19 protein-coding genes are annotated in these 24,859 nt (G+C 70.6%); 11 read left to right on the forward strand and 8 right to left on the reverse strand.

Annotation, left to right across the window (positions count from 1 at the left end; all coding sequences use genetic code 11):
* Positions 1 to 9: 9 nt before the first annotated feature.
* From J2W78_RS12000 to J2W78_RS12010, 3 genes are all read left to right on the forward strand, one after another.
* Entirely contained in the window at positions 10 to 825 is an 816-nt protein-coding gene (locus tag J2W78_RS12000; RefSeq protein ID WP_253370706.1) for a lysophospholipid acyltransferase family protein, read from the forward strand.
* A complete protein-coding gene (locus J2W78_RS12005) occupies positions 822 to 1,976 on the forward strand; it encodes a glycosyltransferase (RefSeq protein WP_253370707.1) in 1,155 nt (384 codons plus the stop codon). Before J2W78_RS12000 ends, J2W78_RS12005 begins: the two co-directional genes overlap by 4 nt.
* A gap of 160 nt (positions 1,977 to 2,136) precedes the next feature.
* Positions 2,137 to 3,264, forward strand: a complete 1,128-nt coding sequence (locus tag J2W78_RS12010) for a Ppx/GppA phosphatase family protein (protein WP_253370709.1) — start codon at positions 2,137 to 2,139, stop codon at positions 3,262 to 3,264.
* Positions 3,265 to 3,473: 209 nt separating this feature from the next.
* Here the strand turns inward: J2W78_RS12010 and J2W78_RS12015 are convergent, their stop codons facing one another.
* Entirely contained in the window at positions 3,474 to 3,923 is a 450-nt protein-coding gene (locus J2W78_RS12015; protein ID WP_253370711.1) for a DUF4440 domain-containing protein, read from the reverse strand.
* A 230-nt stretch (positions 3,924 to 4,153) separates the two neighbouring features.
* Here J2W78_RS12015 and J2W78_RS12020 point away from each other — a divergent pair, with 230 nt between their 5' ends.
* Positions 4,154 to 4,873 carry an RlmE family RNA methyltransferase gene (locus J2W78_RS12020; RefSeq protein ID WP_253370713.1) on the forward strand — a complete coding sequence of 240 codons (720 nt, stop codon included), beginning with the start codon at positions 4,154 to 4,156 and terminating at the stop codon, positions 4,871 to 4,873.
* Between the two features lie 85 nt (positions 4,874 to 4,958).
* Complete coding sequence (locus J2W78_RS12025; RefSeq protein ID WP_253370715.1) at positions 4,959 to 6,764, forward strand: adenine deaminase C-terminal domain-containing protein; 1,806 nt, start codon at positions 4,959 to 4,961, stop codon at positions 6,762 to 6,764.
* Between the two features lie 82 nt (positions 6,765 to 6,846).
* On the opposite strand, the gene J2W78_RS12030 is transcribed toward J2W78_RS12025, so the two are convergent.
* Complete coding sequence (locus J2W78_RS12030; protein WP_253370717.1) at positions 6,847 to 7,734, reverse strand: DUF3313 domain-containing protein; 888 nt, start codon at positions 7,732 to 7,734, stop codon at positions 6,847 to 6,849.
* Between the two features lie 295 nt (positions 7,735 to 8,029).
* Between J2W78_RS12030 and J2W78_RS12035 the strand changes: the two genes are divergently transcribed.
* On the forward strand, positions 8,030 to 9,511 hold the full coding sequence (locus J2W78_RS12035; RefSeq protein WP_253374023.1) for an MFS transporter: 1,482 nt from the start codon (positions 8,030 to 8,032) through the stop codon (positions 9,509 to 9,511).
* Here the strand turns inward: J2W78_RS12035 and J2W78_RS12040 are convergent.
* Positions 9,468 to 9,995, reverse strand: coding sequence for a DoxX family protein (locus tag J2W78_RS12040; RefSeq protein ID WP_253370719.1), 528 nt, complete (start codon positions 9,993 to 9,995; stop codon positions 9,468 to 9,470). The genes J2W78_RS12035 and J2W78_RS12040 overlap by 44 nt on opposite strands.
* A gap of 210 nt (positions 9,996 to 10,205) precedes the next feature.
* Between J2W78_RS12040 and J2W78_RS12045 the strand changes: the two genes are divergently transcribed.
* The 3 genes from J2W78_RS12045 to J2W78_RS12055 are packed head-to-tail and all read left to right on the forward strand — an operon-like array spanning position 10,206 to position 13,291.
* The gene (locus tag J2W78_RS12045; protein ID WP_003602486.1) at positions 10,206 to 10,457 is read left to right on the forward strand and encodes an acyl carrier protein; all 252 of its coding nucleotides are present in this window, start codon (positions 10,206 to 10,208) and stop codon (positions 10,455 to 10,457) included.
* 19 nt (positions 10,458 to 10,476) lie between these two features.
* Entirely contained in the window at positions 10,477 to 11,994 is a 1,518-nt protein-coding gene (locus J2W78_RS12050) for an AMP-binding protein (RefSeq protein ID WP_253370721.1), read from the forward strand.
* Between the two features lie 4 nt (positions 11,995 to 11,998).
* A complete protein-coding gene (locus J2W78_RS12055; RefSeq protein ID WP_253370723.1) occupies positions 11,999 to 13,291 on the forward strand; it encodes a type III PLP-dependent enzyme in 1,293 nt (430 codons plus the stop codon).
* A gap of 110 nt (positions 13,292 to 13,401) precedes the next feature.
* Here J2W78_RS12055 and J2W78_RS12060 read toward each other — a convergent pair whose 3' ends face one another.
* The 3 genes from J2W78_RS12060 to J2W78_RS12070 all read right to left on the reverse strand — a co-directional run bounded on the left by J2W78_RS12060 (position 13,402) and on the right by J2W78_RS12070 (position 19,084).
* Positions 13,402 to 15,078, reverse strand: a complete 1,677-nt coding sequence (locus tag J2W78_RS12060) for a methyl-accepting chemotaxis protein (protein ID WP_253370725.1) — start codon at positions 15,076 to 15,078, stop codon at positions 13,402 to 13,404.
* Between the two features lie 475 nt (positions 15,079 to 15,553).
* Positions 15,554 to 17,077, reverse strand: a complete 1,524-nt coding sequence (adh, locus tag J2W78_RS12065; RefSeq protein ID WP_253370727.1) for an aldehyde dehydrogenase — start codon at positions 17,075 to 17,077, stop codon at positions 15,554 to 15,556.
* A gap of 201 nt (positions 17,078 to 17,278) precedes the next feature.
* Positions 17,279 to 19,084, reverse strand: coding sequence for a serine hydrolase (locus J2W78_RS12070; RefSeq protein WP_253370729.1), 1,806 nt, complete (start codon positions 19,082 to 19,084; stop codon positions 17,279 to 17,281).
* Between the two features lie 236 nt (positions 19,085 to 19,320).
* Here J2W78_RS12070 and J2W78_RS12075 point away from each other — a divergent pair, with 236 nt between their 5' ends.
* Together J2W78_RS12075 and J2W78_RS12080 are read left to right on the forward strand one after the other, a co-directional pair.
* Entirely contained in the window at positions 19,321 to 19,926 is a 606-nt protein-coding gene (locus J2W78_RS12075; protein ID WP_253374024.1) for a hypothetical protein, read from the forward strand.
* A 313-nt stretch (positions 19,927 to 20,239) separates the two neighbouring features.
* Positions 20,240 to 21,406 carry a multidrug effflux MFS transporter gene (locus J2W78_RS12080; protein WP_253374025.1) on the forward strand — a complete coding sequence of 389 codons (1,167 nt, stop codon included), beginning with the start codon at positions 20,240 to 20,242 and terminating at the stop codon, positions 21,404 to 21,406.
* A gap of 9 nt (positions 21,407 to 21,415) precedes the next feature.
* Here the strand turns inward: J2W78_RS12080 and J2W78_RS12085 are convergent, their stop codons facing one another.
* Together J2W78_RS12085 and J2W78_RS12090 are read right to left on the reverse strand one after the other, a co-directional pair.
* A complete protein-coding gene (locus tag J2W78_RS12085; protein WP_253370731.1) occupies positions 21,416 to 22,312 on the reverse strand; it encodes a transglutaminase family protein in 897 nt (298 codons plus the stop codon).
* Positions 22,309 to 24,786, reverse strand: a complete 2,478-nt coding sequence (locus J2W78_RS12090) for a circularly permuted type 2 ATP-grasp protein (RefSeq protein WP_253370733.1) — start codon at positions 24,784 to 24,786, stop codon at positions 22,309 to 22,311. The genes J2W78_RS12085 and J2W78_RS12090 overlap by 4 nt, the downstream gene beginning before the upstream one ends.
* Positions 24,787 to 24,859: the final 73 nt, after the last annotated feature.

A 24,859-nucleotide genomic window follows, 5' to 3' on the forward strand; every position in this document is an offset into this window, starting at 1 on the left:
CTCTCCGTCATGGTACGGGCGAAACCGCTGCCGCCCGAGCGCTCGGCCCCGCTCTGGCGGTTCATGGCCGCTTATTTCGACCGCTTCGTCCGGCGCCATCTGAACGCCCTGCGCCTCGCGCGCTGGGGCGTTCCGGCCAGCATCACCGACGCGGCGCCGCTGGTGATCTACGCCAACCATCCTTCGTGGTGGGATGCGGCGGTCCTGGTCGTGGCCACCGACCGGCTGTTTCCGGGGCGCGAGAGCTTCGCGCCGATCGAGGCCGCGATGCTGGAGAAGTACGGCATCTTCCGGAAGATGGGCGCCTTCCCCGTCGATCTCGACAGCGCGCGGGGCGGCGCGCAATTCCTGTCCGCCTCCCGTGCGATCTTGGCGCGACCCGACCGCGTCCTCTGGATCACCGCGCAGGGGCGCTTCGCCGACGTGCGGACCCGCCCCCTCGGGCTGAAGCCCGGCGTCGCGCGGCTCGCGGAGATCGCGCCCGAGGCGACCTTCCTGCCGCTTGCCGTGGAATACGCCTTCTGGGACGAGCGCGGGGCGGAAGCCTTCCTCGCCTTCGGCGCGCCGCTCACCTCCGCCGAACTGCTCGGACTGCCCCGCCCCGAGCGTCTCGCCCGGATGGAGGCGGCGCTGACCGCGACCCTCGACCGGCTCTCGGGCGACGTGATCGCCCGCGACTCCGCCCGGTTCGAGACGCTGCTGGCGGGTCGGCGCGGGGTCGGCGGCGTGTATGACGGCTGGCGGCGGTTCGCGGCCCTGCTGACCGGCCGCCGCTTCGAGCCGGGGCACCGGGACGGCGACGCCGAGGAGACGCGGACCCGATGACACTCACCCTCCTCGCGCTCGTAGCCCTTGCGCTGGCCCTGCTCCCGGCGGGCCTCGCGGCGGTCAACCTCGCGATCCTGCGCAGCCCCGAACCCACGTCGAGCGACGGGCTCGTCTCGATCCTGATACCCGCCCGCAACGAGGCCGCGGTGATCGAGGGTACGGTGCGGGCCGCACTCGCGAGCCGCGGCGTCCCGGTCGAGGTCATCGTCGGCGACGACCACTCGACCGACGCGACCGCCGAAATCGTTACGCGCCTCGCCCGCACCGATCCGCGCCTGCGGCTGATTTCCGTGCCCGCCCTGCCCGAGGGCTGGACCGGCAAGAACCACGCCTGCACCGCCCTCTCCGAGGCGGCGCGCGGCGAGCGCCTGCTGTTCCTCGATGCCGACGTAACGCTGGCGCCCGAGGGCGCGGCGGCGCTGGCCGCCCATGCCGTCAGGAGCGGTGCCGATCTCGTCAGCGGCGTGCCCCGGCAGGTGATGGAGACCCTGGGCGAGCGCCTGACCGTGCCGATGATCGATTTCCTGCTGCTCGGCTACCTGCCGATCGCCCTGATGCGCGCCTCGCCCCGCACCGCGCTCGGCGCCGCCTGCGGGCAGATGATCCTGATCGCGCGCGACGCCTATGCCGCCACCGGCGGCCACGGCGCGATCCGCACTTCGCTGCACGATGGCGTGCGCCTGCCGCGGCTGTTCCGCGAGCAGGGCTTACGCACCGATCTCGTCGCGGGCCACGCGCTCGCCGCCTGCCGGATGTACCGGGATTTTCCCCAGAGCTGGGCCGGCTTCTCGAAGAACGCGCATGAGGGCATGGCGACGCCCGCCGCACTCCCGGTCTGGACGGTGCTGCTGTTCGGCGGCCATATCCTGCCCTGGCTCGTTCTCGCCGCCGCCCTGGTGCTGGGCGCCGGTACGCCCGCCGTCTTGGCCGCGGCCGCCGTCCTCGTCTCGCTCGCCACGCGGGCGGCGATCACGCAGCGGGTTGCCGAGCCGCTCGCGACGATCCTCCTGCACCCCGCCACCGTCGGCACGGCGCTCGCGATCCAGTGGAACGTGCTGCTGCGCCCGGGACGGGCCGGCCGGGCGGTATGGAAGGGGCGCAGCTACGCGGTGGGCGGAGCGCCGAAGCCGCAGCGGGATCCGGGCTGAGAAAGGTCACGGACGAATTTCATCCGGGCACAATCCATGCGGCAAATCGTGTAACGTCGGCCATCCAGCCTTTGCAGTTCCTGAATAACGCCTGTAGCCTTGGTGCCACGACGGCCCGGTGCCTTGCCGGGTCGCATCGCCAGGAAGTTCGGTCGCGTCGATGAGGGATGAGAGCGCCGCCGCCGTGTCGGCCCGCCCCACCGCCGACCCGCAGACATCGCGGGAGGGCGCCCGCACGGTCACGGGCGGACGCCCGATCGAGAGCTTCCCCCCCCGCTACGAGACCGGTCGTCACGGCCGCCGCGACGCCTATGCCGCGCTCGATCTCGGCACCAACAATTGCCGCCTGCTGGTCGCCGAGCCGACGCCCAACGGCTTCCGGGTGATCGACGCCTTCTCCCGCATCGTCCGGCTCGGCGAGGGGCTGGGCAATTCCAACCGCCTCACCGAGGCGGCGATCGAGCGCACGGTGGAGGCCCTGCGCATCTGCCGCGGCAAGATGAAGTCCCGTGCGGTGGCCCGCTCCAAAGTGATCGCCACCGAAGCGTGCCGGCTTGCCGTCAACGGTGCCGAGTTCGTGGCGCGGGTGCGCGCCGAGGTCGGGCTCGACCTCGAGATCGTGGATCGGCAGACGGAGGCCTATCTCGCCGTGACCGGCTGCGCCGCGCTCGCCGACCCGCGGGCGGAATCGGTCGTGATCTTCGACATCGGCGGCGGCTCCACCGAGATCGCATGGCTCGACGGGGCGGCGGCCAACCCCTCGACCGACCCCACCTTGCGCATCCGCGCCTGGGATTCCCTGCCCGTTGGCGTGGTGACGCTGGCCGAGCGCCACGGCGGCACCGAGGTGACGCGGCGGACCTTCGAGGGCATGGTCGAGGAGGTCGGCGACCTCATCTCCCCCTTCGCGATCCGCGCTGCGGCGGCGGCCACCGCCCCCTATTTCCACCTGCTCGGCACCTCGGGCACCGTGACCACGCTCGCCGCCATGCATCTGCGGCTCGCCCGCTACGAGCGGCGCCGGGTCGATGGCCTATGGATGAGCGACGACGAGGTCGGCGACGCGATCGAGGATCTGCTCGACACCCGCCTCGAACAGCGCGCCGACAACCCCTGCATCGGCCGTGACCGGGCCGACCTCGTGCTCGCCGGCTGCGCCATCCTGGAGGCGATCCGCCGGGTGTTCCCGTCCGAGCGCCTGCGCATCGCCGACCGGGGTCTGCGCGAGGGCCTGCTCATGAACATGATGCGCGAGGACGGCGTCTGGCGTCGCGGGCGGTATCGGTAGGGATGGGGCCGTCCCGCGGGCTGACCCTCGCTCTGTCCACGGCGTGAAGAGCGGATGCCGGTCGATCGGCTTGGTACAGAATCCGGTTGGTCGCTTCGTAATCTGTACCTGACGCTTTGCAGGGCCCCATCGCGCTCACGCGATGGGATTTCTCTTCATGTCCCGCGCGGGCTCGAAACGGTGCCTGCTTTCATCCGGTGGGCGCCGTATCAGACATCCTCGATCGCTTTTGAGGAATGGTGTCCTGTTATCAGCCAACGCCCGTCGATTTCCTCGAAGGTGAAGAGAAACCGGGCCGGCACCACCGTCTCCTCGCCATTGCGGCGGATCTGGAAGGTGTAGAGCCCACCGATCACGACGGTGCCGAGCTTTCGGCTCACCCGCTGTTTCTGCACGGTCACGCCGCAACTCATGCCGTCATTGTCGAGAAAGATCTCGAAGTAGCGCCGACGATCAGCCTCGCGGCCCCGGACGTCGTCCGACATCGTCGGCACGAGGATGGCGTCGGGGGCGTAGAGCGCGAGCACTGCATCGACGTTGCGGGTTCCGACGGTCTCGGCCCATCTCAACAGCACCTTGCCCGCCTCGGACAGGCAGGCGGCGACCGTCCGCTCCCCCGCATCCGTCCGCGTAGTGGCCTCCAGCGTGTCATCCGCCATGATCATTCCCGTCTCCCTGGTCCGACGCTCCTCGAGGCCTGGTCCGTTCATCGAACCGAGGCAGCGATCGTAGTGTTATAACGTATCAAATGCGCTCGTCATCCGGGAGCCACGCCGTCCTCATCACAGCTCGCGCCGGGATACCGGCTTCACGCGCTCGCTGCGGCGGGATAGGGACCATCCGGCGGCTGCGAGCGCATCGGCGCGTGCCGATGCTTGGGGACAGGACCATGAGCGACCGGCGAGGCGGGACAGGCGGCCTGCGCGGCGACCTGAAGCAGCGGGTGAAGACCGGCCGCGGGCGCACCCTCTCCCAGAAGCGTTGGCTGGAACGCCAGCTCAACGACCCCTACGTCGCCCGCGCCAAGCGCGAGGGCTACCGCTCCCGCGCGGCGTTCAAGCTTCTCGAAATCGACGAGCGCTTCAAGCTCTTGAAGCCCGGCCAGCGGATCGTCGATCTCGGCGCGGCGCCCGGCGGCTGGTCGCAGGTGGCGGCGCGGATCCTCGGCGAGAGCGGCCGCATCGTCGGCATCGATCTGCTCGAGATCGAGCCGATGCCGGGGGCGACCTTCATCACCCTCGACTTCCTCGATCCCTCCGCCCCCGAGCGCCTGACCGAGCTGCTGGGCGGGCGGGCCGACCTCGTCCTGTCCGACATGGCCGCCAACACCACCGGCCACAAGAAGACCGACCACCTGCGCATCATCGGTCTGGCCGAGACCGCCGCCGCCTTCGCCCGCGAGATCCTGGCGCCGGGCGGGGCCTACCTCGCCAAGGTGTTCCAGGGCGGCACCGAGGGCGACCTGTTGACCGAGCTGAAGCGCGACTTCGCGGTCGTGCGCCACGTCAAGCCGCAGGCGAGCCGGGCGGACTCGAGCGAGCTCTACGTGCTGGCCACCGGCTTCCGCGGTGAGACCGGCGCAGGGGATGCGGTGGACGAAGACGGCTGATCTGTCACGGGCGGCTGCGCCCTTCCTTCCTTTCGTGGCACGATGCCTGCGCGTCCTGCCCGAGAGCCGTGCAAGGAAGGCCCCGATGACCGCCCAACCCCTCACTCGCTTCACCGTCGCGCCCCTGGCCCAAATGACGCGGCGCCTCGCCGACGTCGCCGCAGGCCGCGCCGAGCCCGATCTGGTGATCACCGGCGCACGGGTGCTCTCGACCTATTCCGAGCGCATCCTGCCCGACCGCGAGATCTGGATCGCGGGCGGGCGCATCGCTGCGGTGAAGCCGGCGGGCCACCATCGCGGCGCCGCCCCACGCTACGACGCGCGCGGCGGCCTGATCGCGCCGGGGCTGGTCGATCCGCATCTGCACATCGAGAGCAGCATGGTGACGGCCTGCGCCTATGCCGAGGCCGCGCTGATCAACGGCACCACCACGATCGTCTGCGACAGCCACGAGATCGGCAACGTGCTCGACGTGAACGGCGTGGAATGGATGCTGGAGGATGCCCGCGCGGCGCCCCTCAATATCTTCCTGACCGTGCCGAGCACGGTGCCCGCCACCACGCCGGATCTCGAGACCGCGGGCGGCGACCTGACGGCGGAGAAGATCGGCGCCCTGTTCGATGCGTGGCCCGAGGCGATCGGGCTCGGCGAGAAGATGGATTTCGTCGCGGTGGCCGCCGGGGACGAGCGGGCGCACGCCATCATCCGCGCCGCGCTGGAACGGGGCCGCCCGGTCTCGGGTCACGTCTACGGCCGTGACTTCGTGGCGGCCTACGCCGCGAGCGGCGTCACCGACACCCACGAGGCGGTGGATGCCGACATTGCCGACGACCTTTTGGAGGCAGGCCTCTGGATCTTCCTGCGCGGGGGGCCGCCTACCACGCCCTGGCACTCGCTGCCGAAGGCGATCGGCACCGTCACCGAGTACGGCGCCGCCTGGAAGCGGGTCTGTGCCTGCAGCGACGATCGCGACGCCGACGACCTCCTCGCCTTCGGCCTCGACTGGGTGGTGCGCGAGGCGGTGGCGCGCGGCATTCCGAAACCCGCCGCCTGGGCGATGGGCTCGCTGCACGGGGCCACCCGCTACGGCCTCGACGGCGAGGTCGGCGGCCTCGGCGGCGGGCGCCGGGCCGACCTCGTGCTCCTGAACGACGATCTCGTCCCGCAGGCGACGTGGTACGGCGGTGTGCAGGTTGTGGAGGACCGTAAACCGACGCCGCGGCTCGAAGAGGCGCTGGCCCGGCCCTACCGCTACCCGGCGCCGGCCTACGCCACGGTCCGCCTGCCCGATCCCGTTCCCGCGCTGATCCCGGCGCTGCCGCCCGCGCCCTGCACGGTCAACGCGATCCGCACCACGCTGCCGGGCATCGAGCTGACGCATGAGCGCGTCGCGCTCACCCCCGGCGCGGATTGGGCGGCGACGCTCGCCGCGCACGATCTCTGCCACGTCGCGGTGGTCGAGCGGCACGGCCGCTCCGGCGGCGTCGCCCACGGGCTGCTCTCGGCCTTCGGCTTGAAGCGCGGCGCGGTGGCGAGCAGCGTCGGCCACGATTCGCACAACGTCGTCGTCGCGGGGCTGAACGAAGCCGACATGCGGGTGGCTCTCGACGCCATCGCCGGGCATCAGGGCGGCGTCTGCGTCGTCGAGGAGGGCCAAGTCGTCGCGATGGTGACGCTGCCGGTGGCGGGCCTCCTCTCCGACAAGCGCGTGGGCGCGGTGGCGGACGAGGTCAAGGCGCTCAAGCGCGCCTGGGAGCGGGCCGGCTGCAGCATCCCCTATATGGGCTTCAACCTGATCCCGCTCGCGGTGATCCCGCAGATCCGCATCACCGACAAGGGCGTGGTGCTGGTGCCGGAGATGCGCCCGGTGCCGCTGTTCGAGGCGGCTTGAGACGGCCGAAGAGGCGGGCTCTCCCCTCTCCCCGCGAGCGGGGAGAGGAGATCCGCGTTGACCTGGGCGATCGAACGCGGGCTCAGCGTGCCGCCGAGACGCCCGGACCCTTGTCGGTCCATTCCGGCGGCAGACCGATCATGTCGGCCAGGATGCCGTCGAAGCCGGGCGCCCGGCCGAAGGCCTCGCAATCCGGGTCGAGGGGCGCTTCGCCGAGCGTGGTGATGCGGATCCGGTCATAGGTGGGCAACTGCAGCTCGCCCTTGAACGGATCCTTGCCGGTAGCGAGGTAGGAGCCGAAATCCTGGCCGAACTCGCCGGCCAGATCGTAGGCGTCGCTGGCGGCCGAGAAGCGGGCTTGGTTGGTGAAGGAGTTGGCCGCGCCCGCCCAGATCATCGCCGCGCGCTGGCGGTTGCGGGTGTCGAGCGCCTCGGATTCGATGGTCAGGCTGCCGAGCCCGATCGGCACCCGCGGCACCGGAATCCGGCCGATCGTGTTGGCGAAGCCGACGCCGACCTGGCCGGCCACCGAAATCGCCGTCGTGGCGGCGACGGTCGCGCCGGAGGCCGGCACGTTGGTGAGATCGACCCGGGTCACCGCCGAGCGCACCGTGAGGTCGGCGCGCCCCGACGACACCACGTCGTAGCGCAGCGAGAGGTCGTAGCAGAGCGCCCGGTCGGCGGCGTTGGCGATCAGGCGCCGCTCCACCGGCGACAGGCCGGGGCCGGAGACGGCCTCGGAGAAGACCGTCGGCACGATGCGCACGGTGCGTACCGTCTGCGGCAGGGTCGGATCGATGAACAGCTTGGATTCGGAGGCGACGGCGTCGCTGGCCACGAACTGGTCGCGGCGCGAGAGGGCGCCGCCGTCGGTGAGCACCACGTCGCCGCAGCCGGCCAACCCGGCGAGCAGGGCGGCGGCGAGCGCGAGACGGGAAACGCCGGGACGAAGGTTCGACCGCAGGGGCATCAGGCTCTTTCGCGGGATGGAGGCCGGCGCCGGGAGACGCTCGGGGACGCGCATCCTGCCGAGACCGGCGGGACAGCATCGCTTTTCGGGCGGAAGCCTAGCCTTAAGCCGGCAGTCCCGGAAGGATCGGGCGGGGGACGGTGCGCGTATCCCGCGGGCCTGTGACCGTTCAGCCACGTTGTTTCATCCCAACCCCACGCAACGCCGGATCATAGAGTCGCCTCCCTGCAACGCTTCCGCGCCTCACGCGCGCGCCTGCGCAACCCTTCGGCACGTCGCGCGCTTGTCCCTGCCGATGCGTCCCGCCCAGATCGTCCCCCTCGTCGTCGCCACCGCTTTGTTCATGGAGAACACCGACTCGACGGTGATCGCCACGGCCCTGCCGGCGATCGCGGCGAGCCTCGGCGTCGATCCGATCGCCCTCAAGCTGGCGCTCACGGCCTATCTCGTGAGTCTGGCGATCTTCATTCCGGTTTCGGGCTGGGCCGCCGACCGCTACGGCGCCCGCAACGTCTTTCGCGCCGCCCTGTGCGTGTTCATGGCCGGCTCGCTCGCCTGCGCCGCCGCGAACTCGCTCACCGGCTTCGTCGCCGCCCGCTTCGTGCAGGGGGTCGGCGGGGCGATGATGGTGCCGGTCGGCCGCCTCGTGATCCTGCGCTCGGTGCCGAAATCCGAACTCGTCGGGGCGCTGGCCTACCTCACGATTCCGGCGCTGATCGGCCCGATCCTCGGGCCGCCGCTCGGCGGCTTCATCACCACTTATGCCGACTGGCGCTGGATCTTCTTCATCAACATCCCGATCGGGCTCGCCGGCATCGTGCTCGCGACCCTGTATTTCGGCGACATCCGCGAGGAGACGCGCCCGCCGCTCGACGTGACGGGCTTCCTGCTCTCGGGCGGCGGGCTCGCCCTGCTGATGCTGGGCTTTGCCGCGACCGGGCGCCATCTCCTGCCGGACGGCGTCTCCTGGGGCTGCATGGCCGGCGGCCTCGCGCTCATCGGGCTCTACCTGCGCCACGCCAAGCGCACCGAGCACCCGCTCATCCGCCTCGACCTACTCAAGCACGACACCTTCCGCGCGGCGGTGACGGGGGGAAGCCTGTTCCGCATCGGCACGGGCGCCATCCCCTTCCTGCTGCCGCTGATGCTGCAGATCGGCTTCGGGCTCGATCCCCTGCATTCCGGGCTCATCACCTTCGCCGCGGCGGCCGGCGCCCTTCTCATCAAGATCGTCGGCCCGCGCATCCTGCGGGCTTATGGCTTCCGCCGGGTGATGGTGACGAACGCGCTGGTCGCCGCCGCCTTTCTCGCCGCCAACGGGCTGTTCACGGTCGAGACCCCGCACTGGATCATCGTCGGCGTGCTGCTGCTCGGCGGCTGCGTGCGCTCGCTGCAATTCACCTGCGTCAACGCCATCGCCTATGCCGATCTCGAATCGCGGGAGATGAGCGCGGCCACGAGTCTGGCCAGCGTCGCGCAGCAATTGTCCCTGAGCCTCGGCGTCTCCATCGGCGCCCTGGCGCTGGAGGGCGCCGCCGCCTGGCACGGCCATGCCGGGATCGAGGCGGGGGATTTCTCCCTCGCCTTCCTTGGGGTGGCTCTGGTCTCGGCGGGCTCGTTCTTCGTGTTCCGGCGGCTGGCGCCGGATGCCGGCGCGGAGGTCTCGGGTCAGCGACGGGTCGCTGCGGCCGTGCCGACACCCGCTGACGGCTCGCCTCAGAGTCTTGCCCCTGTTACGCCGCAGCCCGCGCCGGAGCCCGGCCGCCCGTCCGCTTGACGCCGCCGGACTTAGGCCGCGCGGGCGCCTTGGCCGCCACCTTGGCAGGGGTGCGTACGGGCGCCGGAGCCTCGCCCGAGTTGAAGATCCCGCGCCAGCTCCAGGCGCCGGGGCCGGTCATCGCGTACATCAGGAAGGCGCCGGCCAGCCCGAGATCCGCAAAAAGGAAGCTGCGCTCGGTCACCGCGGCGGCCCCGGCGTGGAGCCAGAACGGGTGCAGCAGGGCGGCCATGCCGGCGACGAAACCGGCCATGGCGAGCCCGGTGAGCCGCGGCATCACGCCGAGGATCACCGCGAGCGGCCCGAACACCTGTACGATCACCGCCGCCGTCGCGACCGCGTTGGGGGCGGGACAGCCGGCGCCCGCCAGCGTCACCGCGAAGCCGGAGACGTTGAGTGCGCGCGCCACGCCGGTCGGCAGCAGGGCCGAGGCTATGAGGAGGCGGGCGGCGAGAAGGATGCCGTTCTGGGCTGAACCGAACACGGGCCGAGGACTCCGGGCGAGAAGGAATGCCGGGAAGCCTCGGGGGCCAGCGTGAATCGCCGGTTAAGGAGGCCCGGCGAAGCGAGGGATGCCTGGGGATCGTCCATGAACCATGGACCCACCATGGACTTGCCCGAGCGTTGGGCTTAAGTCCGCAACCCGAGAGCAGCACAGGACGGATCGAGGGGCATCCAAGCCGTGGTTCAGTCGATGGCCGACGTGCGGGAGGCGATCTTCGCCTTCATCGCGGCCCGCAACCCGGGCCTTCCCTCCGGCGCCGTCACCGGGGAGACTTCCCTCGTGACCAGCGATGCGCTCGATTCGATCGGCATCCTCGACCTGATGATGCATCTCGGCGACCGCTTCGGCGTCGAAGTGGACGAGGATAGCTTCGACCTCGCGAACTTCGCCAGCGTCGACACGCTGGCCCATTTCATCGACGACCGGCGTTCCGACGTCTGATCCGCGCCTGACCCGTCCCATGGCCCCGACGCTGCTGCACCACCTGCTCGAAGGAGCCGGCGCGGACGATTCCCCCGCGATCGTTGAGGGGGGGGAAACCCTCACCTACGGCGCCTTTCGGGCCCGCGTCGCCGCCTTGGCGGAACGCTTGGCGCGCCTCGGCCTGCGGCCCGGTGACCGAGTCGCGATCCTGCTGCCGAAATCGATCCGTGAATGCGTCGCGATCTTTGCCGCCAGCGCGGCCGGCGGCGTGTTCGTGCCGATCCACCCATCCTTGCGCCCGCGTCAGGTCCACCACATCGTCGCCGATAGCGGCGCGCGGGTGCTGCTGACCGATGCCGCCCACGCCGCTGGGCTCGAAGGTGCGCTGGATGACGTTGCGGATCTGCGCATCTTGGACGGGGAAACCGGTGACGACGCCGCCGCCCTCCAACCCGGCGAGCCGGCGCCGGAGGGGTTGGCGGCGATCCTCTACACCTCGGGCTCGACCGGCCTGCCCAAGGGCGTGATGCTCTCCCATGCCAACCTGATCGCCGGCACCCGCATCGTGCGGACCTATCTCGGCATCAACCCCGCAGACCGCCTTCTCTCGGTGCTGCCGTTCTCGTTCGATTACGGCCTCAACCAGCTCCTCACCAGCATCGAGCAGGGCGCGCGTATCGTGCTGCTGACCCCGCGTCTCGGCGACGACGTGGTGCGGGCGCTGGAGGCGCACCGCATCACCGTGCTGGCCGGCGTGCCGACGCTGTGGACGCTGCTGACACGGGCAGCACCCCATCTGGCCAAGGCGGATCTTTCGGCCCTGCGGGCGATCACCAATTCCGGCGGCAGCCTTGCGCTACCGACGATAGAGCGCCTGCGCGCGCGGTTGCCGCATACGGCCGTCGTGCTGATGTACGGCCTGACGGAAGCCTTCCGCTCGACCTACCTGCCGCCGGACGAGATCGACCGGCGCCCGGACTCGATCGGCCGCGCCATCCCCGAGACCGAAATCTTCGCCATCACCCTCGCAGGGCGCCGGGCGCGACCCGGCGAGCCCGGCATCCTGCACCACCGCGGCCCGACCGTCTCGATGGGCTACTGGAAGCGGCCCGAGGACACCGCCCGCGTGCTGGTGCCCGACCCGTTCCCGCCGCCCGGAGCCAAACCGGATCTCGTCTGCCGCTCTGGCGACCTCGTGGTGGAGGATACTGAGGGCTTCTTCCGGTTCATCGGCCGCGAGGACACGATGATCAAGACGCAAGGGTTTCGCGTGAGCCCCACCGAGGTCGAGGCGGCCTTGATGGAGACGGGCGCCTTCCGCGCCGCCGCCGTGATCGGCCTGCCCGACCCGAGCCTCGGCCAGCGCATCCATGCCGTCACCGTCCCCGCCGAGGGCGCGCCGGGCACGGCGGACGTGCTGCAGGCCTTGCGCACCGCGCTGGCGCCCCACCTCGTGCCCCGCACCATCGAGGCGGTGGCCGCGCTGCCGACCACGCCCAACGGCAAGGTCGATTACAAGCGCCTCACCGCCGAGCGCGCGGCGGCGGAGATCTAGGCCGATGGCTGACGCACCCGACCTCGCCGCCGCGCTGATCGCCGAGAATTTTTCCCGCGATGCGGGCGGCGTGCTCCAGGTCGGCGGCCTGCCGCTGACCGAGCTGACACAAGAGTTCGGCACGCCGCTCTTCGTCTACGACGCCGACACGATGCGCCGGACCTACCGGGCGCTGTGCGCGGCCCTCGCCGGTTTCGCGGAGGTGGATTTTTCGGTCAAGGCGAACCCCAACCCGGCGGTGATCCGCGTCTTCTCCGAGGAGGGGGCGGGGGCCGAGATCGCCTCCGGTGCCGAGTTCGACGCCGCCATCCGGGCGGGCGTCCCTGCGGACAAGATCCTGTTCGCCGGTCCGGGTAAGGGCGCGGCCGACCTCGACCGGGTGATCGGCGGCGGCATCGGCGAGATCCATCTCGAAAACCGCGAGGAGATGGATCGCGTCGCAGCGGCGGCCGAGCGCCACGGCGTGTGCGTGCGGGTGGCGCTGCGGGTCAATCCCGGCGCGACCGCGCAGGGCGGGGCGATGCGGATGGGCGGCAAGCCCTCGCCGTTCGGCTTCGACGAGGAAGACATCGAAGCCGCCATCGACGCGGTGGAAGCCTCACCGTGCCTGCGGCTCATCGGGCTCCACCTGTTCGCGGGCACCCAAGGGCTGAAGGCGGACACCCTCCTCGGCCAGTGGAGCTACGGGCTCGGGCTTGCGGCGCAGATCGCGGGGAGGATCGGGCGGCCGCTGGAAACGATCGATCTCGGCGGCGGCCTCGGCATCCCGTACTTCTCCGGCGACACCGCCCTCGATCTCGGCGCGATCCGGGCTGGGCTGCCCGCTCTGATCGCCACCCTGCGGGCGGACCCGAGGCTGGCGAGCGCCCGCGTGGTGCTGGAGCCCGGCCGCTACCTCACTGGGCCGGCGGGCGTCTACGTGGCGCGGGTGCTGGCGGTGAAGGAATCGCGTGGCAGCCGCTTCGTCATCACCGATGGCGGCATGCATCACCATCTCGCCGCGAGCGGCAATCTCGGCCAGATCGTCAAGCGCGACTTTCCGCTGGCCGCGGTGGTTGAGGGGGCCGAGGTGGAACGGACGCCCACCGCCGTGGTCGGACCGCTCTGCACTCCCCTCGACATGCTGGCCCGCGCCGCCCCCCTGCCGCCGCTCGCCGAGGGCGACCTCGTGGCGGTGCTGCAATCGGGGGCCTATGGCCTTACCGCGAGCCCCACGGGCTTCCTCAGCCACCCGATGCCGGCCGAGGTGCTGGTGGAGGGGGGTGAGGCCAGGGAGATCCGGGCGCGCGGGTCTTGATCCTGGCGCGATCCGGGGCCGCGCGGTGCGGTCGCGCAAGCCCCCATCGCGCGAGCGCGACGGGAGCCTCGGGTGCCGCTCGGACGTGCCGATGCGGCTTTGCGCTTCGATCAGGCGGCCCGCACCGTGGCGAGGAAGCGCTGAACCTCCGTCGAGAGGGTCTCGGACTGGCGTGACAGCTCCGCGGCGGCGCTCAGGACCTGGCTCGCGGCAGCCCCCGTCTCCTCGGCCGCACCGGCCACGCTGCTGATGTTCGTCGTCACCTCGCCGGTGCCGATCGCGGCCTGGGCGACGTTGCGCACGATCTCCTGGGTCGCCGCCCCCTGCTGCTCGACCGCGGCGGCGATGCTCGACGCCACGCCGTTGATCTCCCTGATGCGGCCGGCAATACCGCCGATCGCGGCCACCGCCTGCCCGGTCGCCCCCTGGATCGTCCCGATCTGGGCGGCGATCTCGTCGGTGGCGCGCGACGTCTGTGTGGCGAGTTCCTTCACTTCCGTCGCGACGACGGCGAAGCCGCGGCCCGCCTCGCCGGCACGGGCGGCCTCGATCGTCGCGTTCAGCGCCAGCAGGTTCGTCTGACCGGCGATCGTCGAGATCATCGAAACGACGTTGTTGATCTGGGCGGCGGCGTTCGACAGGTTCTGCACGAGCACCGCCGTATGGTCGGCCTCGCCGACCGCACTCTCGGCCAGATCCGCCGAACTCGCCACCTGGCGGCCGATCTCCTGAACCGATGCGCCCAGTTCCTCGGCTGCGGCGGCAACGGTCTGCACGTTCGCCGCCGCCTCCTCGGCCGCAGACGCCACGGTCAGGGATTGCGATGCCGTCTCGGTGGCCGTTCCCGACATGCTCTGAGCCGTCGCCTGCAACTGGCTGGCGGACGAGGTCACCATGCCGATGATCCCACTGACCATCGTCTCGAAATGATCGGCCATCTGCCGCATGCCGGCCTTGCGCTGCTCCTCCGCCGAGGCGCGGGCGAGAGCGGTGTCCTCCTCCAGCTTGCGCGTGTGGATCAGGTTGGTGCGGAACACCTCGACGGCGGATGCCATCTCGCCGATCTCGTTCCGGCGGCCCTTGGACGGAACGTCCCGCTCGGTATCGCCGCTCGCGATGTCGCGCATCGCGCCCGTCATCTGCTGGATCGGCCGGGCCACGCCGAAGATGGAGAACGCCATGGCCAGGATCGTGACGACGAGGCCCACGGCCAGCATCGTGACGGCCGTGCGGATCGCCTCAGATTGTTGGATCTGCGCGGCCTCTCCGGCGGCCTTGCTGGCCTCGAAGTTCAGATCGACGAGCCGGGTCGCGGCGGCGGCGGCGGCGCGATACCGCGTATGGTTCTCCGTACGGAACATCACCAAGGCCTGCTCGACGTTTGTTTCGGCAAGCCGCCGCAGGTTGGACCAGTCCTGCTTCAGCACGTCGACCCTCTGGATGAGGTCGTCGTAGGCAGCCTGCTCGGCGCTGCTGGCGACGAGAGCCTTATACTTGGCGATCTCGGAGCTGCGCGCCTCGATCAACTCATTCGCCAAGGCAAGGTCTTCTTTCCTGATTTCATCATTAGGCGCGGTCAGGAAACGCAGCTGAGTCGTTCTGACCTGCAGGATGAGCCTGTTGATGCGGCCCGCCTGATTGAGAGACGGAATTGCATTGGTGATGATGACGTTCGTGCTCTCGCCATTCGTTTGAAGGGCTTTGATCGAAACGATCCCCTGGATAGCGGATACGATCGTCAAGATAGCGAATATGCTGACAAGTATTGATTTGATGCTGATTTTCATTTTTCGCCCCAGGTCAATCCCCTATGATGTCTATCCTGCGTTTGATAATGGAACGTAAAGTCGAGTGGACATTCGTATGCTCTTCATTCCTGTTTTCAGAATTATAGTGATGGCGATCGAACGCAACCCTGGTCTTATATTTCGGTGTATGAAAATATTCTTCCGCCGGGCCGGCACCGGACGATGACATCGAGGTTTGCCCCTCCGCCGCTTCCGCGGAGGAGTGATCGGGGAGCTACCGAAGCGACCGGCCTTCGAGACTGGGCTCCGGCACGAGAGGCGCTGCCGTCCGCATCGTAGGGATGCCGGGCCCTCGATGGGATAGGGTCTGCTCCGGGGGGGCGGGCCGGTGAAAAGACACCCCCGCGACCGGGCAGAGACATCGGGCTCGTTCCGCAAGCACATCCCGAAAAGCAAAAAACCCCGGCCTTGCGGCCGGGGCTGAAGTCGGTCTCGAACTTCTTTGAATGGAAGTTTAGAAGAACCCGAGCTTCTTCGAGGAGTAGCTGACCAGCATGTTCTTGGTCTGCTGGTAGTGGTCGAGCATCATCTTGTGGGTCTCGCGGCCGATGCCGGATTGCTTGTAGCCGCCGAAGGCCGCGTGCGCCGGGTAGGCGTGGTAGCAGTTCGTCCAGACGCGGCCGGCCTGGATGGCACGGCCGAAGCGGTAGGCGCGGGTGCCGTCGCGGGTCCAAACGCCGGCACCGAGGCCGTAGAGCGTGTCGTTGGCGATCGAGAGCGCCTCCTCGTCGTCCTTGAAGGTCGTGACCGACAGGACGGGCCCGAAGATCTCTTCTTGGAAGATCCGCATCTTGTTGTGGCCCTTGAACACCGTCGGCTGCATGTAGAAGCCGTCGGCGAGTTCACCGTCGCGGGTGCCGCGGGCGCCGCCCGTGAGGCACTCGGCGCCCTCCTGGCGGCCGATATCGACGTAGCTCAGGATCTTCTCGAGCTGCTCCGAGGAGGCCTGCGCCCCGATCATCGTCGCCGGATCGAGCGGCGAGCCTTGCGTGATCGCCTCGACGCGCTTGATCGCGCGCTCGATGAAGCGGTCGTAGATCGACTCGTGCACGAGTGCGCGGCTCGGGCAGGTGCAGACTTCGCCCTGGTTGAGGGCGAACATGGTGAAGCCTTCGAGCGCCTTGTCGAAGAAGTCGTCGTCCTCGTTGGCGACGTCGCCAAAGAAGATGTTCGGCGACTTGCCGCCCAGTTCCAGCGTCACCGGGATCAGGTTCTGCGAAGCGTACTGCATGATGAGGCGGCCGGTGGTCGTCTCACCGGTGAAGGCGATCTTGGCGATGCGCGGGTTCGAGGCGAGCGGCTTGCCGGCCTCCAGGCCGAAGCCGTTGACGACGTTGATGACGCCGGGCGGCAGCAGGTCGCCGATCAGCTCCATCACCACGAGGATCGAGGCCGGGGTCTGCTCGGCGGGCTTGAGCACCACGCAGTTGCCGGCGGCGAGCGCGGGGGCCAGCTTCCACACCGCCATCAGGATCGGGAAGTTCCACGGAATGATCTGGCCGACGACGCCGAGCGGCTCGTGGAAATGGTAGGCCACGGTGTCGTGGTCGATCTCGGAGATCGCACCTTCCTGCGCCCGCACGCAGCTCGCGAAGTAGCGCCAGTGGTCGATGGCGAGCGGGATGTCGGCGGCGGTGGTCTCGCGGATCGGCTTGCCGTTGTCCCAGGTCTCGGCCAGCGCGATCAGATCGAGGTTGTCCTCCATCCGGTCGGCGATCTTGTTGAGGATGCGGGCGCGCTCGGCCGGCGCGGTGCGGCCCCAGGCATCCTTGGCGGCGTGCGCGGCGTCGAGCGCCCGCTCGATGTCCTGCGCCTCGGAGCGGGCGACCTCGCAGATCACCTTGCCGGTGATGGGGGAGGTGTTCTCGAAATAGCGGCGGCTCGCCGGCGCGACCCACTGGCCGCCGATGAAGTTGTCGTAGCGCGCCGAGAACGGCGACTTCGTCTTGGCATCCGCCAGGAATTCGGGCTTGTTCATCGCGTTTCCTCCGTTGCGCTTGTTCGTTGACCGCTCTTGTCGCCGGTCTTGTGTCGCGGGTGTTGCCGCGTCTTCGCGGGAGACAAGAGCAGTCGCCCCGTCCGATCAAGGTGGACTTTTGTCCAACGCGGCTTCTGGTGGCCGCCGACTTGACTGTGTTCGCAATTGTTTTGCCGGCCGCCGGGGGCGGCTGCGGCTCCATCAGTTAGACCCTTTCGGGTCCCCTGGCGACCCCGCCCTTTGTCCAAGAAGCGAGGGCGTGGCCCCCTCGTCGGGCCGTCGGGGCGCTTCGGTCTCGTAGCCGTTCTGGAGCAGGGTCAGGCCGGTGACGCGGCCGGTCTCGTCGGCGGTGAAGCGGATCTGCGCATCGACCGCACGCAGGAAGAACGCACGCTCGCCCTCCGGAAACAGCTCGTTGCGCGGCTGCCGCGTGACTTGCGCGAAGATCCGCCCGTCCTCGACGGTCACGGCGATCTCGGAGCCCGGCCCCAGGGCGTAGCGTCCGGCGAGCGCCGCCAGGCCGGAGCGGTCGATGGCGACTTCGCGGTGCTCCCGCGGCGGCTCGGCGAGCACGGCCCGCGCCTCCTCCGCGGTCACACGCGGCCCGGTCCGGTCGCGGCCGTCGCGATGTAGGATCACCCCCGTGGGCGTGCCGTCGGGCTCCGTCTCGAAGGTGAGGCGCATGTCGGCGACGGGGCTGACGAAGGTGCGGTCGCTCTCGGGCACGAAGGGGAAGGCGGGCTCCCGCATTCCCGGCCCTTCCGCCCGCGCCGTCAGGCCCCGGCCGTCGCGGGCGACCGTGAGGAAGGCGCGGGGGCCGAGGCGGTAGGTGCCGGGGTAACGGTCGAGGATCACGTCCTCCAGCACGATGGCTTCCGGCGCCGCATAGTGGCCGAGATGGAGCGCGGCGAGGTCGCGGGCGATCTTCTGGGCCGGCGCGGTCTCGGTGTTCGAGAGCACGATCACCGTGAGCCGGTCGTCGGGATAGACGTCGTTGATCGAGAGGAAGCCGGGGATCGACCCGGCATGGCCGAAGACGCGGTGGCCGCTCGCCTTGTCCCCCGGCTTGCCGAAGGCGCGGGAGACGAACCAGCCGAGGCCGTAGCCGGTGCCGCGATCATCGAACATCGCCGCACGCGAGGCCTCGGAGAGCAGGCGCGGGCCGACGAGCGCCTCGTCCCAGGCCAGCAGGTCGTCGACCGTGGAATAGAGCGCGCCCGCGGCATAGGCCGAACTCGCCGCCATCGGCACCGCGTTGCGCCACTGCGCCCGCCCCCGCCGGTAGCCGGCGGCCCGCCGCGGCAGGATCGCGGCGAGGTCGTCGTAGCCCGTCGCCTTCAGCCCCAGCGGGGCGAGGAGGGTTTCGCGCAGGTATCCTTCGTAGGAGAGGCCCGAGGCGGCCTCGATCACCATCCCGAGCAGCACGTAGTTGGTGTTGCTGTACTCGAACCGTTCGCCCGGCGGGAACAGCAGCGGATCGCCCGCCGTCAGCGCCACGATCTGCGCGGGCGTGTGATCGACCCGCGCGATCTGGTCGTAGTAGTTCGGCAGCGCCGTGAAGTTGATGATGCCGGAGCGGTGCTGGAGCAGGTGGCGCAGGCTCACCCCCGCCCAGGCCTCCGGCACGGATGGAACCCAGCGGCGGACGGGATCGTCGAGCCCGAGCCGGCCGGCCTCGGCGAGCTTCAGCACGGCGGCGGCGGTGAAGGCCTTGGTCAGCGAGCCGATGCGGAAATGGGTCTGAGGCGTGTTGGGGATCTCCCACTCGCGGTCGGCAAGGCCGTAGGCTTGGCGGAAGACCGGACGCCCGTCCCGGGCCACGAGGATGACGCCCGAGAACAGGCCCGCCTCGACGTAAGGGGCGACGAGGTTCCGCGCCGCGTCATCGTTTTCGGCGCGCGCCGGGCCCAGGGTGGCCAGCGCGATCGCGACGGCGAGCCAGGCTGCACGGGCGGGCCGCGCGCGGCGCGGGCTTACGGGGATATGGTTCACAGGGGCATCGCTCACGGGCTCCTGTCTCCTCACGGTCGGCAACGAACTTGGCAACGAACTTGGCCGCAAAGCAGAGGCCGGCTTTGCGGCTGCGGCGTGGCAAATGCGGCAGCGCACGGAGCGGGCCATCCCCCGGATGCCATCACGCTTTCGCCGCGACCCGTTGCGACAAGCCCCCGGCGCGGGCGAAAGCCGCCGCGCTTGCGGGGTTTTCCTCGGCGCCGCCGACGAGACATCAGAGGCAGACGATGATGACGATCCGATCGCGCAGCCTGTTCGCCGCGTCCTTCTCCGCCCTCCTCGCCGGGACCACCCTGGTTCCGGGCGCCGCCCTCGCCCAGGCGAAGCCGCCCGCCGCCCCGCAGGACACGGCGCCCGCTCAGGCCGCCGCGCCGGAGCCGGGCAAGGCGATCGCGCTGACGCAAGGACAGATCGACGGCCTCCTCGTCGCCCAGCCCGAACTCGCGAGGCTGCCCGGCGCGGCGCCCGACAAGCCCGATCCGAAGGCCGAGGAACAGGCGCAAGCCCGGGCTGAGGCGATCGTGAAGCGGAACGGCTTTGCCAGCCTCGAAGCGTTTCAGGACGCCAGCGACACCGTCGATGCGGTGCTCGGCGGGATCGATCCCGACACGAAGAGCTATGTCGGCGCAACGCCGTTGCTGAAGAAGCAACTGGCCGCGCTCCAGGCCGACAAGGCGATGCCCGCCAAGGAGAAGGCCGAGGCGGTCGAGGAGATCAGGGCAGCGCTCGCGGCGGGCGAGCCCGAAAAGCCGTCGCCGGCCAACATCGCCCTCGTGACCCAGAACTACGCCCGGCTCAGTGCGGCGATGGCCGCGGGCGACGGGACGCCGAAATAGGCGCGCCGTCGCAGACGACCCTCCCACCCGTACGAGGGAGGGATAGCGCCGGCTCCCTCCGCGTTACGACAGGCCACCCTTTGTCCCGCTGCGCCCGGTCTCGAGCCGGGGGCTGCCCCTGAGAGCATCCGCAACCGTGACATCCTCCCCTCGGCCCACCCTCGGAAGCCCCGCCTCCGAGGCCTCGCCGGGCGGTTTGCCGGGGGCGGCCCCGCGTGTGCCCGCGGGCACGCCGGCGAGCCCGTCCCCTTCGAGTCCATCGCCTTGGGCCGGGCCGGGCTTTGCCGAGTTCGTCGGCATCGTCGCGCTGATGATGGCGGTCACCGCCATGTCGATCGACAACCTGCTGCCGGCCTTCCCCGCGATCCAGGAGCGGTTTTCGGTCGCCGACCCCAACAGCCTGCAGCTTCTCGTCTACGTCTACATGATCGGCTTCGGGGTGGCGCAGATCGTCTACGGGCCGGTCTCGGATGCGCTCGGGCGGCGGCCGACGCTGCTGATCAGCCTCGGCATCTACACCGCAGGCTGCATCCTCTCGATGCTGGCGCCGAGCTACGAGTGGCTGCTCGCCTCCCGCGTCATCCAGGGCATGGGCGCGGCCGGCGGCCGGGTGCTCTCGACGGCGATCGTGCGCGACCGCTTCTCGGGGCGCGAGATGGCGAGCGTGATGTCGCTCATCATGATGGTGTTCCTGATCGTGCCGATGCTCGGGCCGGCGATCGGCGCGACCATGCTGCTGCTCGGCTCGTGGATCTGGGTGTTCGTCTCGATGCTGGCGCTCGGCGGCATCCTCACCCTTTGGTTCGCCCTGCGCATGCCCGAGACGCTGCATCCCGAATACCGCCGCCCGCTCTCGCTGGGGGCGACGGGGCAGGCGCTGCTGACGGTGCTGCGCACCCGCGCGGCGATCGGCTACGCCACGGCGCTCGGCCTGCTGACGGGCTGCATCATGGGCTATGTCGGCTCGGCCCAGCAGGTGTTCGACACCGGGCTCTACCATCTCGGCGGGTTGTTTCCCGTCGCCTTCGGCGTCGTGGCCGGCGCGATGGGTGCGGCGACGCTGATCAATTCCCGCCTCGTGCGCCGGCTCGGGATGCGCACGCTCTCGCACGCGGGCGTCACCGCCTTCACCGCGGTGGGCGTCGTACAGGTCGGCATCGGTCTGCACTATCAGGGGCATCCGCCGCTGGTGCTGTTCCTCTCGGTTCTGGCGCTCAACCAGTTCCTGATCAGCTTCGCCCTGCCGAACTTCAACGCGCTGGCCCTGCAGCCGCTCGGGGCGATCGCCGGCACGGCGTCCTCGTTCCTCGGCTTCTACACCACGATCCTCGGCGCCTTCTGCGGCTTCATCATCGGGCACGCCTTCGACGGCACGGTGATGCCGGTGGCCTACGGCTACGCTCTGCTCGGCGGCCTCGCCCTGCTGGTCGTGGCCTGGACCGAGCACGGGCGGCTCTTCCGGGCCGGTGTCTCCGGCTGAGAACGCCCCTCAGGCTGCCTCGTCCTCGGGGATGACGTCGACCTCGACGGTGAGCTTCTGTGCCCCGGCGGAAGCGACCATCCCGTCGATCGGCGCGACGTCGGTGTAATCCCGCCCGCGTGCCACGACGATGTGGTCGTCGCGTACGACGCAGGCATTGGTCGGGTCGAGCCCGATCCAGCCGCTCTCCCCCACCTCCAGCCCGCACCACAGCGCGACCCAGGCGTGGCTGGCATCCGCCCCGCGCAGGCGCGGCCGCCCGGCCGGCGGCCGGGTGCGCAGGTAGCCGCTGACATAGGCGGCCGGCAGGCCGAGGCCGCGCAGGCCGGCGATCATGACGTGCGTGAAGTCCTGGCAGACGCCGGCCCTCAGGGCGAAGGCTTCCGCCAGCGGCGTCGAGACGGTGGTCGCCTTGGCGTCGAAACGGAAATCTTCGCGGATGCGATGCATCAGCTCGACCGCGCCGCCATAGGCGCTGCGCCCCGGCGGAAAGCTGACGCGGGCATAGTCCGTCACTGCCGGTTCGAGCGGCACCCGCTGGCTGCGGAACTGGAAATGCGCCGGCCCGTCCGGCCCCAGCGAGGGGAGCGCAACGGCCGCCGCGCGCACGGCCTCCCAGGGCTGGCCCGCCTCGGGCGGCGGGGGAGCCGGCCGCTCTACGGCGACGCGTGAGACCGCCTCGACCGTGAATTCGCGGTGAGGCTCGTCGAGGGTCAGGGTCAGCGTATCGAGACCGAAGAAGTCGCGCCGCTCAAGACGGCTGGTTGGCGTGGGCGTGACGTGAAGCGCGCTGTCCAGCACCCGCTGCCCCTCGCCGTCGCGGGGGCGAAGGCGCAGGTTGCAGCGCGCGAAGCGGACGGCTCGCGCATAGCGATAGGTCGTCAGGTGACGCAGGCTGTAGATCAAGCGAGACCCGTGAGCTTCTCGGGCCGCAGGGCATCGGGGCCGTTGGGGAAGTAGCGGCCGGCGATCCCGTCGGCGAGGCCTTCCAGATCCGCCTCGAACCGCTCCATGGTCTCGGCGTCGAACGCGGCGGCCTCCGCCGTCTGGAGCGTGGCCGCTAGCGCCAGAGCCCGGCGGCGGTGCGGCTCGGGCAGCCCGTCGGCGGCGAGCGCCGGCAGGGCGTCGAGATGGGCGACCATCGCCTGAATCTGGTAGGCGACGGAACGGGGGTTGTGGGGATCGAGCACCGCCATGTCGCAGACCGCATCGCGGCTCACGCCGACGAGGTAGCGCGCCCCGTAGGCGATCTGCGAATCGGCGAGCGAGAGCATCACGCCGAGATCCTCGGCGCCGGCTTCCTCGCCGCAGAAGCGGACCGCGAAGCCGCAGGTGTTGATCGCCCGCTCGATGCGCCGGCCCATATCGGCGAAGCGCCAGCCGGCGGCGTGGCCCATATTCTCGTGGATCAGGCCGGTGAGCGCGGCAAGGTGGCCGAGCGCCCGCTCGGCCTTGCCGAAGAGCTGCGCCTCGGTGGGCGCCCAGGCTTCCGTGTAGGCCAGGGTGTCGCGCAGGTCGGCCAGCGCCCGCCAGGATTCGGCCGGCAGCCGCTCGCGCAGGGAGGCGGCGATGCGCCGGGCCTCCAGCACATGGGCGAGGCCCGAGCCGTGGAGCGTCCTGCCGGGAAGTGTCTTGCCGGAAAGCGCTTCCCCGGCCACGGCCGCGGGTGAGAGATCGACCGCGCTGACCGCGCCCCAATCCTTGAGCAGCGCGCGGATGGCGAGCGCCGTCGGCGCGCCCTCCGCCCCGGAGGCGTCGGCCGCGATCGCCTCGCTGAACACCCCGAGATGGGCCTGGACGAGGCGGATCACCGCTTCCGCCCGCTCGAGGTAGCGCCCGAACCAGAACAGGTTGTCGGCCGCCCGCGACGGCAGGTGGCCGGCGATGCGGCGGATGCGCGGCGCGCTCGTGTGCACGAGGGTCGGCGTATCCACGGGCGTGTCGGACAGGACCCAGACGTCGGCGGAGCGGATGCCGGCGCGCATCTCGCTCGGGTCGGCACCCTCGTGCTCGGCGACGCGGCAGAAGGCGCTCGGGAGCACGCGCCAGCCGTCGGGCGTGGCGGCGGCGAAGACGCGCATGACGAAGGGGCGTGCGACGAGCCGCCCGTCCTGCCACGCAGGCATGGTCGAGAGCGGCGCGGGCTCCTGCGCCACCCAGTCGAACGGCCGCTCGCGGAGGGACGCGACGGCGCGGGCGCGGGCGGCGTCGAGAGCCGGGCCGGCCAGCATCGCGTCGCGCTCCGGGCCGCGCACCGGGGTCGCGGCGGCGCGCAGCGTCAGGCGGTCGAGGTTGGCCAGCGCGTGGTCGAGGCCGTCCGGATCGCCGCACCACCAGGTGCGGGGCCCCGTGAGCCGCAATTCCTCGCCGGTGAGCCGCTGGGCGATGGCGGGCAGGTAGGGCGAGAGCGCGGCCGATTCGAGCACGCCGGAGCCCGGCATGTTGCCGACCACGGCACCGCCCCGGCGCAGCACTTGGAGGATGCCGGGCACGCCGAGGCGCGAATCCGAGCGCAGCTCCATCGGGTCGAGATAATCGGCATCGATCCGGCGCCAGACCGCATCGGTGCGCTTGAGCCCGGCGATGGTGCGGACATGCAGGAGCCCGTCCCGCACCACGAGGTCGTCGCCCTCCACCAGCAGGAAGCCGAGATAGCGCGCGAGCGCGGCCTGTTCGACATAGGTGCTGCTGTAGGGCCCCGAGGTCAGCAGGCAGATGCGCGGGTCGGTGCGGGCGCAGGCCGCGGCCAATCCGGCGCGGAACGCCTGGAAGAAGCCGGGCAGGCGCTCGACATGAAGGTCGGCGAACAGGTCCGGGAAGGCGCGGGCGAGCACCATCCGGTTCTCCAGCGCGTAGCCGAGGCCGGAGGGCGCCTGGGTGCGGTCGGCCAGCACCTGCCAGCGCCCGTCGGGGCCGCGTCCGACATCCGCCGCGTAGATCGGCAGCCAGCGCCCGCCGGGCGGGGCGATGCCGTGGACGGGCCGGAGATATTCGGGATGCCCCGCGACCACGCCCGCGGGCAGAAACCCGTCCGCGATGAGCCGGCCCGCGCCGTAGATGTCGGCGACGATGCGCTCCATCAGGCCGGCGCGCTGGACGATTCCCGCTGACAGCTCCGCCCAGTCGGCGGCGTCGATGACGAGCGGCAGCGAGCCCAGCGGCCAGGGATGCTCGCGCCCGTCGCCGTAGACCCGGTAGGAGATGCCCGCGTCGCGGATATGCCGCTCGGCGGAGAGGAAGCGGGCGGCGACCTCGCGGTCGTCGAGCCGGGCGAGACGCTCCAGAAAGCGCGGCCAGCCGCCGCGCAGGTTGCCCCCCGCATCGACCAGTTCGTCGGCGAGGCCGGGGCGGGGCGCGTAGCCTTCCGTCCAGCGGCGCATGCGTGCGGCCGCCTCGTCGGCCGCCCAGGCGGAGGCGTCGGGCGTTGGCCCGTCTGCGAGGGCGCCTCCGGAT

The organism is Methylorubrum extorquens (assembly GCF_024169925.1).
Classification (GTDB): Bacteria; Pseudomonadota; Alphaproteobacteria; order Rhizobiales; family Beijerinckiaceae; genus Methylobacterium; species Methylobacterium extorquens_A.